26 protein-coding genes are annotated in these 13331 nt (G+C 40.1%); all 26 read right to left on the bottom strand.

Features of this window, described 5'->3' with window-relative positions; translation table 11 throughout:
• Positions 1 to 165: 165 nt before the first annotated feature.
• The 26 genes from rplQ to rplB all read right to left on the bottom strand — a co-directional run bounded on the left by rplQ (position 166) and on the right by rplB (position 13327).
• Positions 166 to 768, bottom strand: a complete 603-nt coding sequence (gene rplQ / locus B5X70_RS18625; protein WP_079558303.1) for a 50S ribosomal protein L17 — start codon at positions 766 to 768, stop codon at positions 166 to 168.
• Positions 769 to 774: 6 nt separating this feature from the next.
• On the bottom strand, positions 775 to 1767 hold the full coding sequence (locus tag B5X70_RS12805; protein ID WP_079558302.1) for a DNA-directed RNA polymerase subunit alpha: 993 nt from the start codon (positions 1765 to 1767) through the stop codon (positions 775 to 777).
• 9 nt (positions 1768 to 1776) lie between these two features.
• The gene (gene rpsD, locus B5X70_RS12800; RefSeq protein WP_079558301.1) at positions 1777 to 2382 is read right to left on the bottom strand and encodes a 30S ribosomal protein S4; all 606 of its coding nucleotides are present in this window, start codon (positions 2380 to 2382) and stop codon (positions 1777 to 1779) included.
• Positions 2383 to 2526: 144 nt separating this feature from the next.
• On the bottom strand, positions 2527 to 2916 hold the full coding sequence (gene rpsK, locus B5X70_RS12795) for a 30S ribosomal protein S11 (RefSeq protein WP_079558300.1): 390 nt from the start codon (positions 2914 to 2916) through the stop codon (positions 2527 to 2529).
• A gap of 10 nt (positions 2917 to 2926) precedes the next feature.
• Positions 2927 to 3304: a 30S ribosomal protein S13 gene (gene rpsM / locus B5X70_RS12790; RefSeq protein WP_079558299.1), complete on the bottom strand. Its 378-nt coding sequence runs from the start codon at positions 3302 to 3304 to the stop codon at positions 2927 to 2929.
• 12 nt (positions 3305 to 3316) lie between these two features.
• On the bottom strand, positions 3317 to 3433 hold the full coding sequence (gene ykgO, locus B5X70_RS12785; RefSeq protein ID WP_009779203.1) for a type B 50S ribosomal protein L36: 117 nt from the start codon (positions 3431 to 3433) through the stop codon (positions 3317 to 3319).
• Positions 3434 to 3451: 18 nt separating this feature from the next.
• Positions 3452 to 3670, bottom strand: coding sequence for a translation initiation factor IF-1 (gene infA / locus B5X70_RS12780; protein ID WP_079558298.1), 219 nt, complete (start codon positions 3668 to 3670; stop codon positions 3452 to 3454).
• 22 nt (positions 3671 to 3692) lie between these two features.
• Positions 3693 to 4472 carry a type I methionyl aminopeptidase gene (map, locus tag B5X70_RS12775; protein WP_079558297.1) on the bottom strand — a complete coding sequence of 260 codons (780 nt, stop codon included), beginning with the start codon at positions 4470 to 4472 and terminating at the stop codon, positions 3693 to 3695.
• 19 nt (positions 4473 to 4491) lie between these two features.
• The gene (gene secY, locus B5X70_RS12770) at positions 4492 to 5829 is read right to left on the bottom strand and encodes a preprotein translocase subunit SecY (protein WP_079558296.1); all 1338 of its coding nucleotides are present in this window, start codon (positions 5827 to 5829) and stop codon (positions 4492 to 4494) included.
• A 91-nt stretch (positions 5830 to 5920) separates the two neighbouring features.
• Positions 5921 to 6367, bottom strand: coding sequence for a 50S ribosomal protein L15 (rplO, locus tag B5X70_RS12765; protein WP_079558295.1), 447 nt, complete (start codon positions 6365 to 6367; stop codon positions 5921 to 5923).
• Positions 6368 to 6447: 80 nt separating this feature from the next.
• Complete coding sequence (gene rpmD, locus B5X70_RS12760) at positions 6448 to 6624, bottom strand: 50S ribosomal protein L30 (RefSeq protein ID WP_079558294.1); 177 nt, start codon at positions 6622 to 6624, stop codon at positions 6448 to 6450.
• A gap of 11 nt (positions 6625 to 6635) precedes the next feature.
• Entirely contained in the window at positions 6636 to 7154 is a 519-nt protein-coding gene (gene rpsE, locus B5X70_RS12755; RefSeq protein WP_079558293.1) for a 30S ribosomal protein S5, read from the bottom strand.
• 7 nt (positions 7155 to 7161) lie between these two features.
• Positions 7162 to 7518: a 50S ribosomal protein L18 gene (gene rplR / locus B5X70_RS12750; protein ID WP_079558292.1), complete on the bottom strand. Its 357-nt coding sequence runs from the start codon at positions 7516 to 7518 to the stop codon at positions 7162 to 7164.
• An 18-nt stretch (positions 7519 to 7536) separates the two neighbouring features.
• On the bottom strand, positions 7537 to 8088 hold the full coding sequence (rplF, locus tag B5X70_RS12745) for a 50S ribosomal protein L6 (protein WP_079558291.1): 552 nt from the start codon (positions 8086 to 8088) through the stop codon (positions 7537 to 7539).
• A 15-nt stretch (positions 8089 to 8103) separates the two neighbouring features.
• On the bottom strand, positions 8104 to 8499 hold the full coding sequence (gene rpsH / locus B5X70_RS12740; protein WP_079558290.1) for a 30S ribosomal protein S8: 396 nt from the start codon (positions 8497 to 8499) through the stop codon (positions 8104 to 8106).
• A 60-nt stretch (positions 8500 to 8559) separates the two neighbouring features.
• Complete coding sequence (rpsN, locus tag B5X70_RS12735) at positions 8560 to 8829, bottom strand: 30S ribosomal protein S14 (RefSeq protein WP_079558289.1); 270 nt, start codon at positions 8827 to 8829, stop codon at positions 8560 to 8562.
• Positions 8830 to 8833: 4 nt separating this feature from the next.
• On the bottom strand, positions 8834 to 9391 hold the full coding sequence (gene rplE, locus B5X70_RS12730; protein ID WP_079558288.1) for a 50S ribosomal protein L5: 558 nt from the start codon (positions 9389 to 9391) through the stop codon (positions 8834 to 8836).
• Positions 9391 to 9711 (bottom strand): 50S ribosomal protein L24, encoded by a 321-nt coding sequence (gene rplX / locus B5X70_RS12725; RefSeq protein WP_079558287.1) that lies wholly within the window; start codon positions 9709 to 9711, stop codon positions 9391 to 9393. The genes rplE and rplX overlap by 1 nt, the downstream gene beginning before the upstream one ends.
• A 21-nt stretch (positions 9712 to 9732) precedes the next feature.
• Positions 9733 to 10098 carry a 50S ribosomal protein L14 gene (gene rplN, locus B5X70_RS12720; protein WP_079558286.1) on the bottom strand — a complete coding sequence of 122 codons (366 nt, stop codon included), beginning with the start codon at positions 10096 to 10098 and terminating at the stop codon, positions 9733 to 9735.
• Between the two features lie 2 nt (positions 10099 to 10100).
• Complete coding sequence (gene rpsQ / locus B5X70_RS12715) at positions 10101 to 10358, bottom strand: 30S ribosomal protein S17 (RefSeq protein ID WP_079558285.1); 258 nt, start codon at positions 10356 to 10358, stop codon at positions 10101 to 10103.
• 9 nt (positions 10359 to 10367) lie between these two features.
• Entirely contained in the window at positions 10368 to 10565 is a 198-nt protein-coding gene (gene rpmC / locus B5X70_RS12710) for a 50S ribosomal protein L29 (protein ID WP_079558380.1), read from the bottom strand.
• Between the two features lie 4 nt (positions 10566 to 10569).
• Positions 10570 to 11001, bottom strand: coding sequence for a 50S ribosomal protein L16 (gene rplP / locus B5X70_RS12705; protein ID WP_079558284.1), 432 nt, complete (start codon positions 10999 to 11001; stop codon positions 10570 to 10572).
• 33 nt (positions 11002 to 11034) lie between these two features.
• Positions 11035 to 11754, bottom strand: coding sequence for a 30S ribosomal protein S3 (rpsC, locus tag B5X70_RS12700; protein ID WP_079558283.1), 720 nt, complete (start codon positions 11752 to 11754; stop codon positions 11035 to 11037).
• Positions 11755 to 11761: 7 nt separating this feature from the next.
• Entirely contained in the window at positions 11762 to 12178 is a 417-nt protein-coding gene (gene rplV / locus B5X70_RS12695; RefSeq protein WP_079558282.1) for a 50S ribosomal protein L22, read from the bottom strand.
• Positions 12179 to 12212: 34 nt separating this feature from the next.
• Positions 12213 to 12482, bottom strand: coding sequence for a 30S ribosomal protein S19 (gene rpsS, locus B5X70_RS12690; protein WP_079558281.1), 270 nt, complete (start codon positions 12480 to 12482; stop codon positions 12213 to 12215).
• Positions 12483 to 12502: 20 nt separating this feature from the next.
• Positions 12503 to 13327: a 50S ribosomal protein L2 gene (gene rplB / locus B5X70_RS12685; protein WP_079558280.1), complete on the bottom strand. Its 825-nt coding sequence runs from the start codon at positions 13325 to 13327 to the stop codon at positions 12503 to 12505.
• Positions 13328 to 13331: the final 4 nt, after the last annotated feature.

Genomic DNA, 13331 nt, shown 5'->3' with positions numbered 1-13331 from the left:
ATATTATTATGAAGTTTAATTTTCCCATCAGACTCTATCTGGGGGAAGACCTATCATGAGATGATTTTCAATCTCCCTCGTGTTTCATAAAAAAAGGATAAAGTCAACAAGTCTTTATCCCTTTTTTCAAGAACAATATCTAAACAGATACATTCATATCTGTAATTATTCCTTAGTTTCCATTTTATCTTCAGACTCTGCTGAAGCAGCTTCATCAGTGGTACTTTCCGGGGCTTCTACCTCAGACACTTTATCTTCTGTAGTTTCACCAGATTCAATAACTTCTGCAACATCTGCTGCTACGGCGGCTACAGGCTCAGTAGTTTTTGCGGTAGATTTACTACCTCTTCTACTTCTACGAGTCTTTTTCGTTTCGTCTGCTGCACCTTCTTTACCAACAAGCATGTTCTCGTTATAGTCAACCAATTCAATGTAACACATTGCTGCAGCATCACCAAACCGGTTTCCTAATTTCAGAATTCTTGTATATCCTCCTGGGCGATCTGCCACTTTTTGTGAAATCTCACGAAACAGTTCTGATACAGCCTCTTTATTTTGTAAGTGACTGAAAACAATACGGCGAGAATGCGTTGTATCATCCTTTGATTTGGTGATCAACGGCTCAACATACATTCTTAATGCTTTAGCTTTTGCCACTGTGGTTTTGATGCGCTTATGCAAGATCAGCGAAGATGCCATATTGGACAGCATCGCCTTTCTGTGCGAACTGGTTCTCCCCAGGTGGTTAAATTTCTTATTATGTCTCATCGTTAATTATTCCTTGTCTAATTTATACTTCGTTATATCCATACCGAAACTCAGATTCAGGTTAACCAAAAGATCATCTAACTCGGTAAGAGATTTCTTTCCGAAATTTCTGAACTTTAACAAGTCGTTCCGGTTGTATTGAACCAATTCTCCAAGAGTCTCAACATCTGCAGCTTTCAGGCAATTCAATGCACGCACAGATAGATCAAGATCTACAAGCTTGGTTTTTAACAGTTGACGCATATGAAGCACCTCCTCATCAAACTCCTCATTTCCGGACTTTTCATCTGTATCCAGAGTAATCTTCTCATCAGAGAATAACATGAAGTGATAAATTAATATCTTAGAAGCTTCCTTTAATGCATCTTTAGGATGAATTGATCCATCGGTGCTGATTTCCACCAACAATTTTTCGTAGTCGGTTTTTTGTTCTACACGATAGTTTTCAACGGAGTATTGAACATTACGAATAGGTGTAAAAATTGAATCCACCGCGATGGTTCCAAATTCCATTTCAGAATTCCGATTCTCTTCAGCCGGAACATAGCCTCTTCCTTTATTGATCGTAATGGTCATTTGAAGATTCACCTCGGGGTTCATTCTTGCAATGATCAAATCAGGGTTAAGAACCTTGAAATTTGATAATACATTATTCAATTCCCCGGCGGTTAAAGCCTCTTTTCCTGTAATTGAGATGGTCACCTTTTCACTGTCATTATCTTCAACAGTTTGTTTAAAACGAACCTGCTTCAGATTCATAATGATTTCGGTAACATCATCTACAACCCCGGGAATACTGGAAAACTCATGATCAACACCTTCGATCTTAACAGTTGTGATCGCAAAGCCCTCTAAAGAAGAGAGCAAAATTCTTCTTAAGGCATTTCCAACAGTAATACCATATCCTGGTTCAAGAGGACGGAATTCGAAACGACCGAACTTGTCATCAGCATCAAGCATGATGACCTTATCAGGTTTTTGGAACGCTAATATTGCCATAAGAATAAATTATTTAGAATATAATTCAACGATCAACTGTTCTTTAATGTTTTCTGGAATGTCAGATCTTTCAGGAAGGTTCATAAACTTACCAACCATTTTATCTGAATCCCACTCTAACCATGAGAACTTATGAACACTGGAGCTGCTTAATGAATTAGCAATAGCTTCCAATGATTTTGATTTTTCCCTTACACCAACCAGTTGTCCTGGTTTAAGTGAATAGGATGGGATGTTTACTACTGAGCCATCTACAGTAATGTGTCTGTGTGAAACAAGTTGTCTGGCAGCTGCACGAGTAGGAGCAATTCCTAAACGGTAAACTACGTTATCTAATCTTGCCTCAAGCAACGAGAGTAATACCTCACCGGTAATACCTTTAGACCGGTTTGCTTTTTCAAACAAATTACGGAATTGCTTCTCCAATACACCGTAAGTATATTTGGCTTTTTGTTTTTCCTTTAACTGAACTCCGTATTCGCTGGTTTTTTTGCGACGGTTTGCACCGTGTTGTCCAGGGGGATAGTTCTTCTTTTCGAAATATTTATCGGGACCATAAATAGGTTCTCCGAATTTACGTGAAATTTTAGTCTTTGGACCAATGTATCTAGCCATTCTACTAAATTTTTGATTTTAAATTTTTGATTTTAAAAATTGAATATGACAGCCGCAAGATGATAGAAAGGAAGGTTATAATAACCACCCAGTATTCAAAATTCAAAACAAAAACTTATGGTTAACAACTAGTTATTATTAAAATTATACCCTTCTTCTTTTTGGTGGGCGACAACCGTTATGAGGCATTGGTGTTACGTCAACAATCTCCATAATATCAATTCCTGTAGAATTAATAGAGCGAATAGCTGATTCACGACCATTACCCGGTCCTTTAACATACACTTTCACTTTGCGCAAGCCTAAGTCATAAGCCACTTTTGCGCAATCAGCTGCAGCGGTTTGTGCGGCATATGGGGTGTTCTTTTTTGATCCGCGGAATCCCATTTTACCGGCACTTGACCAGGAGATAACCTGGCCGTTAGAGTTTGTAAGAGAAACAATGATGTTATTGAACGACGAGTGAATGTGCGCCTGTCCAAGTGCATCAACTTTTACAACTCTTTTTTTAGATGATCCTGCCTTTTTTGCCATTTTCTAATGATTATTTAGTAGCCTTCTTCTTATTAGCAACAGTTTTCTTTTTACCCTTACGTGTACGAGCGTTGTTCTTTGTAGATTGTCCACGTACCGGTAATCCAATACGATGACGAATTCCTCTGTAACAACCAATATCCATTAATCGTTTGATATTTAATTGCACCTCAGAACGCAACTCACCTTCAGTTTTAACATTGTTGCCAATGTATTCACGAACAGCAGTAATTTGTTCATCCTGCCATTCTTTGACCTTCATACTTGGATCAACACCAATTTCTTTCAAAATGGTGCTCGCTTTGCTGCGTCCGATTCCATAAATATAGGTCAATGCAATTTCACCCCTTTTGTTTGCCGGGATGTCTACTCCTGCAATTCTTGCCATATTCTATAAAATTTATCCTTGACGTTGTTTAAACTTTGGATTTTTCTTGTTTATCACATACAAGCGGCCTTTGCGACGTACAATTTTACAGTCGGCACTACGCTTTTTAACAGATGCTCTTACCTTCATTGTAATAAGTATTGAGTATTATTTATATCTGTAACTGATTCTACCTTTTGTTAAATCATAAGGTGACATTTCAACCTTCACTTTATCACCGGGTAGAATTTTAATATAATGCATTCGCATTTTACCGGAAATATGAGCGGTGATCACATGTCCGTTCTCTAATTCCACGCGAAACATGGCATTAGATAGTGCTTCTACGATGGTTCCGTCTTGTTCTATAGAGGCTTGTTTAGCCATAGCTCAATTTATTTTTTTGATTTTAAGACTGCAAAGTTAATACTTCTTCTACAAATTTGAAACTAGATAATATATCAGCTTCATTTTTTCCTATGGCAATGGTGTGCTCATAGTGTGCAGAAATGCTTTTATCAATAGTACTGATAGTCCAGTTATCATTCCACATTTTGATATCTCTTTTACCAAGATTTATCATTGGTTCCACTGCAATTACCATCCCTTTTCTCAACTTAATTCCGGATCCTTTTCGTCCGTAGTTGGGTACTTCAGGGGGTTCGTGCAGTTTACGTCCTATTCCATGTCCCACCATCTCTCGTACAACTGAATATCCTCTGGATTCACACAAGGTTTGTACAGCATGTCCAATATCTCCCAGTCTGTTTCCTTCAAAAGCCTGTTCGATGCCTTTATATAAAGATTCCTTTGTTGTTTGTAAAAGTCTTCTAATCTTTTCGTCAACTTGTCCTACTTCAAAAGTATAGGCACAATCGCCATAAAAACCGTTTAATAAAACTCCACAATCAATTGAAACTATATCACCATCGTTCAGTGGCTTATCATTTGGAATTCCATGTACCACCTGATCATTGACAGAAGTACACAGGGTATTAGGAAAACCTTGGTAATTAAGGAATCCGGGAACACCTTTGTGATCCCTGATAAAAGTTTCTGCAATTTTATCCAATTGGAGTGTAGTAACTCCGGGTTTAATGACCTTTGCCAATTCCCCAAGGGTTTTTGCTACAAGAAGATTGCTCTCCCTCAACAACTCAATCTCTTCGTCAGTCTTTAAATAAACCATCTATATACTACCTCTTTTTCTACAATACAGCTCCACCACCGCCAGAACGTCCTTTGATACGCCCTGTTTTCAGTAGTCCGTCATAGTGTCTCATCAACAGATGACTCTCTATTTGTTGCAAAGTATCTAACACCACACCAACCAAGATCAAAAGCGAGGTTCCTCCAAAGAACTGAGCAAAATTCTGATCAACACCTGCAAGCATTGCAAATGCGGGTAAAATTGCTATAAAGGCCAGACAAAAAGAACCTGGTAGTGTGATCTTCGACATAACTGAGTCTAAAAACTCTGCTGTTTTCTTACCTGGTTTTACACCTGGTATAAAACCACCGTTACGTTTCATGTCCTCTGCCATTTGCGTTGGATTAATGGTAACAGCTGTGTAAAAATAGGTAAAGAGTATAATCAATGTAGCAAACACGAAATTGTACCAAAATCCGGTAAAATTACCAAAAGTGGCAGCAAATCCGGTAGCTGCATCGCTATCTACATATCCTGCAAAAACAATTGGAATAAACATAATTGCCTGAGCAAAGATGATAGGCATAACACCGGCAGCATTTACCTTTAGTGGTATATACTGACGAACACCGCCGTACTGTTTATTTCCAACGATTCTTTTAGCGTACTGAACAGGAACACGACGTGTTCCCTGTACCAACAGAATAGCACCTTTGAAAACAAAGAACAGGAATACGAACTCAATTAGTAACATTACCAACCCGCCGCCTTCTTCAACTCTGGAAACAAATTCAGCAAACAGTGAGAAAGGCAACATGGCAATGATACCAATCATGATGATCAAAGAAATACCGTTACCAATACCCTTATCAGTTATTCTTTCACCAAGCCACATAACAAACATACTACCTGCTGTAAGAATGATGGTAGAGGTAATTGTGAAACTCCATCCTGTAGTAACAAAAGCACTCTCAGGCAGCTGTACATATAAGTTAGCAATATAACCTGGAGCCTGGAACAACAAGATCACAACGGTTAAATACCTTGTTATCTGGTTAATTTTCCTACGTCCGCTTTCTCCTTCACGCTGTAAACGCTGAAAATAAGGAACTGCTATTCCCATCAACTGGATTACAATTGAAGCGGAGATGTATGGCATAATACCTAACGCCATAATAGAAGCATTAGCAAATGCTCCTCCGGAAAACATATTTAACAATCCTAAAACACCAGAACTGGTTTGGTCTGCCAGTGCGGTTAATTGATTGGGATCAATACCGGGCAGTACAACAAAAGAACCCAGACGGTAAATCATGATAAAACCCAGAGTAGTCAGTATCCGACTTCTGAGATCTTCGATTTTCCAAATATTACGGATGGTTTCAAATAGCTTCATGTAAAATATATTTTGAATCTTTTGCTAAATGTAACTTACCATCATTCAAATTACATACTAGTAATTTGAATGTATGGCCAGTTTCATTATTCTACAGTTTCACAACGCTTCCTTGTGCTGCTTCGATGGCAGCTTCTGCACTTTTAGAAAAAGCATGAGCTTTTACTTCAACTTTAGCAGAAATGCTTCCATTTCCAAGGATTTTAACCAGGTCATTCTTGCTGATTAAACCGGCTTCCATAAGGTTTTCAGGGCTAATTACGCTCCATCCGTTTTTCTCTACCAATCCCTGAAGTACATCAATATTGATTGATTTGTACTCTTTTCTATTGATGTTCTTAAATCCGAATTTAGGAACCCTTCTCTGAAGTGGCATTTGACCACCTTCAAAACCGATTTTTTTGGAATAACCTGAGCGGGATTTGGCACCTTTATGTCCACGTGTGGAGGTACCTCCGTATCCGGAACCCTGACCACGTCCGATGCGACGTTCGCTGTGCGTAGATCCGGATGCAGGTTTCAATTCGTTCAGTTTCATTTTTCTATAGTTTGAAATCGAAAAACCATGGGATGTTTTATGAAAAACATCCTTAGTTTTTCAAAGTATCGTTAAACCAATTATTTCTCAACACTCAATAAGTGTTTCACTTTATCCACCATACCCATGATTTGAGGTGTGTCATCATGTTCTACGGTGTTATTTAATTTTTTCAAACCGAGCGCTTCCAGAGTTCTTTTCTGACGTGTGGTTGCTCCGATTTTACTTTTAACTTGAGTTACTTTTATCTTAGCCATTTCTAAATAACTTAACCGTTAAACACTTTATCAAGAGTTACTCCTCTGTGTTGAGCCACAGTATGAGCGTCTCTCATTTCACATAACGCCTCAATTGTTGCTTTAACAAGGTTGTGAGGGTTGGATGAACCTTTAGACTTTGCAAGAACGTCGATAACACCGGCACTTTCAAGTACCGCACGCATCGCACCTCCTGCTACCAGTCCGGTACCATGAGAAGCTGGTTTCATAAAAACTCTGGCTCCACCATATTGAAAAGCTTGTTGGTGAGGTATGGTTCCGTTAACAATAGGAACTTTAACCAGGTTCTTTTTAGCGGCTTCCACTCCTTTGGCAATGGCGGTGGTAACTTCATTGGCTTTACCAAGTCCCCAACCTACAATGCCGTTTTCGTTACCTACAACAACAATGGCTGAGAAGCTGAAAGTTCTACCCCCTTTAGTTACTTTGGTTACCCTGTTAATGGCCACCAATCTGTCTTTCAATTCAAGGTCGTTAGTTGTACGAACTCTTTTTGTATTTCCTGCCATAATATTTTTAGAATTTAAGACCTGCCTCGCGAGCAGCATCCGCTAATTGTTTTACTCTACCGTGATACAGATACCCGTTACGATCGAATACTACTGATTCGATACCTGCGGTTTTAGCACGCTCAGCAATTAGTTTTCCAACCAGAGCTGCCTTATCTGTTTTGGTTCCTTTTTGTTCGGCAATATCTTTGATCAGTGAAGATGCAGCAACAAGTGTACTGCCTTTGAGGTCATCAACAATCTGCACTGAGATCTCCTTATTGCTTCTAAAAACGCTCATCCGGGGTCTGTCTGAAGTGCCCTTTACTTTACTGCGGACGCGTCTCTTTATTTTTAATCGCCTATCTAATTTTGAAAAAGCCATAACACTAAATTAATCAAATTAAACTTTTGCACTCTTTCCGGCCTTACGCCTAATCACTTCACCCACAAAGCGGATACCTTTGCCTTTGTATGGCTCTGGTTTACGCAATGAACGAATCTTGGCACAAACCTGCCCTAAGAGTTGTTTATCGATGGATTCAAGTGTTATGATCGGATTACTTTTCCGGTCGGTAACAGCTTCCACTTTAATTTCTTTAGGCAACTGTATATGAATGGCATGTGAATATCCCAGTGATAGTTCAAGAATTTGTCCAGTAGAAGCGGCACGATAACCAACACCTACTAGTTCAAGTTTCTTTTGGTAACCTTCTGATACACCTACCACCATGTTGTTGATAAGTGAGCGATATAAACCATGTAATGATTTAAAACTTTTCTCCTCAGAAGGACGTTCTACACTGAGAACACCGTCATTGATTTCTACTTTCATCTCAGGGTGAATCTCCTGTTGAAGTTCTCCTTTTGGTCCTTTAACAGTAACCAAGTTATCCTTCACCGTTACGTTTACGCCGGCGGGTATGCTGATGGGTGCTTTTCCTATCCTTGACATAACAATCCTCCTTTTTTAATAAACGTAACACAATACTTCACCACCTACTTTCTCATTCCTTGCTTCTTTATCGGTCATTACACCTTTAGAAGTGGAAAGAATCGCTACTCCTAGTCCGTTAAGTACTCGGGGAACAGTCTTGTAACCGGTATATCTGCGCAACCCTGGAGATGATACACGGCTCAGATGTTTGATGGCCGGTATTTTGGATACCGGATCATACTTAAGAGCGATTTTAATAATTCCCTGTTTTCCATCCTCAAGGAATTTGTAATTGAGAATGTATCCTTTGTCATAAAGGATTTTGGTCATTTCCCTTTTAAGGTTAGAGGCAGGAACCTCAACAACCTTATGTCGTGCCATGATGGCATTCCTGATTCGTGTCAGGAAATCCGCTACTGGATCTGTCATTTTAAATTAAGTTTAAATTGATCCCGGCAAGCCGGGACAATATTTAATACTTACCAACTGTTACCAGCTGGCCTTTTTTACTCCCGGTATTAAACCTGCTGCAGCCATTTCACGGAATGTGATACGACTCAGACCAAACTGTCTCATATATCCTTTAGGACGACCAGTCAGTTTACATCTGTTATGCATTCTAACAGGCGAGGCGTTTTTAGGAAGTTTCTGCAACCCTTCATAGTCTCCCTCTTCTTTTAGCCTTGCTCTCTTATCTGCATATTTGGCAACAAGTTTGGCCCTTTTAACTTCCCGGGCTTTCATTGATTCCTTTGCCATATAACTAATTCTTTTTTAGGTTTTTAAAAGGCAATCCAAACTCACGAAGCAACGCAAATGCTTCTTCATCAGTTTTTCCTGAGGTCACAAAGGTAATATTCATACCCATAATCTTGCTCACATTATCAATATTTATTTCAGGAAAAATGATTTGCTCGGTAATACCTAAGGTATAGTTACCTCTTCCATCAAGCTTACTTTCAATACCTTTGAAGTCTCTGATACGAGGTAGAGCAACCTTCACAAGCCTTTCTAAAAATTCATACATTTTATTATGACGCAAAGTAACCTTTGCACCAATAGGCATCTTCTTTCTTAGTTTAAAGTTAGAGATGTCCTTTTTAGAAAGACAAGCTACAGCTTTTTGTCCGGTGATGGCAGTTAGTTCATTTACTGAAGTTTCAATAAGTTTTTTGTCTGCCACCGCTGCACCAACACCCTGGTTGATCACGATCTTTTCCAGGTGTGGAACCTGCATAACGCTTTTGAAACCAAACTCTTTTTGAAGAGATGGTACAATTTCGTCATGAAACTTTGTTTTTAAACTTGGTGTATAGCTCATTACTTGATCTCCTCTCCTGACTTTTTAGAATAACGAACCAATTTTCCATCATCTCCTAATCTGCGTCCGATGCGGGTTGCTTTACCCGAAGAAGGATCTTTCAAATTCAGATTTGAGATATGAACGGGAGCTTCCTTCTTAAGAATGCCTCCCTGTGGGTTTTCGGCGTTTGGTTTGGTGTGTTTACTCACCATATTGACGCCTTCAACAATAGCACGTTGCTTTTCGGGGAACACTTCCAGGACTTTTCCTTCCATCCCTTTGCTTGTTCCGGCGTTAACAACAACTATATCGCCTTTTTTAATATGTAATTTTCCCATTGCTGATTAAATCTTTATAGATTAAAGCACTTCTGGTGCCAGAGATACAATTTTCATGTATCCTTCGCGTAATTCACGGGGAACAGGTCCGAAAATACGGGTTCCTCTCATTTCTCCGACGTTGTTTAGCAGTACACAGGCGTTATCGTCAAAACGGATATATGATCCGTCAGCTCTTCTAACCTCTTTTTTTGTACGCACTACAACGGCTTTACTAATTGTTCCCTTTTTCATATCTGAAGAGGGAACAGCACTCTTAACCGTTACCACTATGCGATCTCCAACTGAAGCATATCTGCGTCCTGTTCCTCCAAGAACACGAATACATAAAACTTCTTTTGCACCGCTGTTATCGGCAACGCCTAATCTGGATTCTTGCTGTATCATGATTACTTAGCTCTTTCTAGGATTTCAACTAATCTCCAACGTTTAGTTTTACTAAGCGGGCGGGTTTCCATTATTTTAACAGTATCCCCGACATGGCTGTTGTTCTGCTCGTCGTGCGCGTAAAACTTTTTGGTTTTCTTCATAAACTTCCCGTACATCGGGTGTTTTTCACGAACAACAACACTAACGACAATGGTTTTATCCATTTTTTCGCTCACCACAACGCCAATACGTTCTTTTCTCAAGTTTCTTGTTTCCATCTGCTTGAATTATTTTTCATTAACTTGTTTCTGACGCAGAATGGTCAGCATACGTGCGATGTTCCTACGTGTCTCTCTAATCTTCATTGGGTTTTCCAATGGAGATATATGGTGATTGAGTTTCATGCGTGTCAGCTCAGCTTTTTGGGCATCCAAACGCTCCTCAATTTCACTGATGGTCATCTCTACAATTTCAGAAGTTTTCATCGGTTTAAGCATTTGAAGATTCAACAAAATCCCTTCTCACTATAAATTTAGTGGTTACGGGTAGCTTTTGAGCTGCCAGGCGTAATGCCTCTTTAGCTACGTTAAAAGGTACTCCATCGCACTCGATGAGAATGCGTCCGGGTGTAACAGGAGCTACAAATCCTTCCGGACTACCTTTACCTTTACCCATCCTTACTTCGGCTGGCTTTTTGGTAATTGGTTTATCCGGGAATATTCTGATCCATATTTGTCCCTGACGTTGCATATAACGGGTAACGGCAACCCTTGCCGCTTCTATCTGACGACCTGTAATCCATTTACTTTGAAGGGATTTTATTCCAAAAGAACCGAATGCCAGTTCATGCCCACGTTGAGCAATTCCTTTCATTCTTCCCTTTTGTTGGCGTCTAAATTTTACTTTTTTAGGTTGTAACATCGTTCCTAAGTCGATTAAACAGTTAACGGATGATTACTTTCTTCTCTTTTTAAAACCACCTCCCTGGCCGCCTTTTTTTCCTCCGCCGCCAGTTTCTTTGACGTTGAAGTTTGGCGACAAGTCCGGCTTGCCATAGATTTCTCCTTTACAAATCCAGACTTTGATTCCAATCAGTCCGGTTTTTGTAAGAGCTTCACTCTTGGCATAATCAATATCTGCGCGGAATGTATGCAAAGGCGTACGTCCTTCTTTATACATTTCTGAACGAGCCATTTCAGCACCATTCAAACGTCCGGAAACTTGTACCTTAATACCTTCTGCTCCCATTCTCATGGTTGATGCAATGGCCATTTTAACGGCACGACGGTATGCGATACGACCTTCTACCTGGCGTGCGATGTTGTTTGCAACAATCATGGCATCCAACTCAGGACGTTTAACTTCAAAGATATTGATCTGAACTTCTTTGTCAGTGATTTTCTTAAGCTCTTCCTTCAGCTTATCAACCTCCTGACCGCCTTTCCCGATGATGATACCAGGACGAGCGGTATAAACTGTAATGGTAATTAACTTAAGAGTTCTTTCAATAATAATGCGCGAAATACTGGCTTTAGCCAAACGAGCATTTAGATATTTACGGATTTTAGAATCTTCCAGCAATTTATCGCCGTAGTTCTTTCCGCCAAACCAGTTGGAATCCCATCCGCGGATGATTCCCAACCTGTTGCTTATTGGATTTACTTTTTGTCCCATCTGGCTATTAATTTTCCTGGTTTACGATTGAAACTTTGCTATCCACGAGTAAAGTCACGTGGTTGGATCTTTTACGGATTCTGTGTGCCCGTCCTTGTGGAGCAGGTCTTAATCTTTTCAGAATTCTCGCTGAATCCACGTAAGCCTCTTTTACATAAAGGTTGGCATCTTCGATGCGCACACCCTCATTCTTCTCTTTCCAGTTGGCAACAGCGGACAATAAGAGCTTTTCTACCCTGCGTGAAGCTTCTTTGGTAGAAAACTTTAGAATATCAAGGGCCAGATTCACCTCTTTCCCGCGAATTAAGTCAATCACCAAGCGCATTTTGCGAGGTGACGTCGGAACATTTCGCAAGCGGGCGTAAGCCTGTGTTTTTCTGGCTTCTTTTCGTTGTTCGGATTTTATTCTTTTTCTTGCACCCATTGTTTTTGCATTAAAATATTAACACTTTCAGGTATTATTTCTTTTTATTACCTGCGTGACCACGATATGTTCGTGTCGGGGCAAATTCACCCAGTTTATGACCAACCATATTTTCAGTAACATATACAGGAATAAATTTATTTCCGTTATGAACTGCTATGGTATGTCCTACAAAATCAGGTGAAATCATTGATGCCCTGGCCCATGTCTTAATTACTGATTTTTTACCGGAATCGTTCATGGTTAAAACCTTACGTTCCAGTTTATAATCGATAAAAGGGCCTTTTTTTAATGATCTGCTCATAATCTCAAATAATTAAGCGGTTACTTTTTTCTTCTTTCGAGAATATACTTACTGGACGCTTTCTTGCGGGAACGTGTTTTGTACCCTTTAGCAAGCAATCCTTTTCTGGAACGTGGATGTCCTCCTGATGAACGTCCTTCTCCACCACCCATTGGGTGATCAACCGGGTTCATCACAACACCACGAACTCTCGGACGACGGCCAAGCCATCTGCTGCGACCAGCTTTTCCTGATTTCTCAAGCGCATGATCTGAGTTCCCTACCGCACCAACAGTGGCACGACAAGTTGTAAGTACCATTCTCGTTTCACCTGAAGGTAAACGTAACACTACATATTTTCCTTCACGAGCAGCCAATTGGGCGAAAGTACCGGCACTACGTGCCAATGCTCCACCTTTTCCAGGCTGAAGTTCGATGTTATGAACGATGGTTCCTAATGGAATCTCGCCCAGAGGCAAAGCATTACCGATTTCTGGAGCGATTCCGCTTCCTGAATTCAACTCACTACCAACTTGTAAACCGTTTGGCGCGAGGATGTAACGTTTTTCACCGTCTGCATATACCAGCAAAGCGATTCGTGCGCTCCTGTTAGGATCGTACTGTATTGAATCAACTGTTGCAAGAACACCGTCTTTATTTCGTTTGAAATCGACTACCCGGTACTTCCTTTTGTGACCGCCTCCGATATAACGCATGGTCATTTTTCCGGTGTTATTTCTACCGCCGGATTTTTTCAAAGGCCTCAGCAAGGACTTCTCTGGTACACTCGAGGTAATCGAATCAAATGCACCAATAATTTTGTGTCTCTGCCCCGGTGTTGTGGGCTTTAGCTTTCTTACTGCCATTTTG

The organism is Alkalitalea saponilacus, from assembly GCF_900168165.1.
In the GTDB taxonomy this organism is placed as follows: Bacteria; Bacteroidota; Bacteroidia; order Bacteroidales; family Marinilabiliaceae; genus Natronoflexus; species Natronoflexus saponilacus.
The sequence above is the reverse complement of the archived record's forward strand: the minus strand, read 5'-3'. Positions and strand labels throughout refer to the sequence as shown.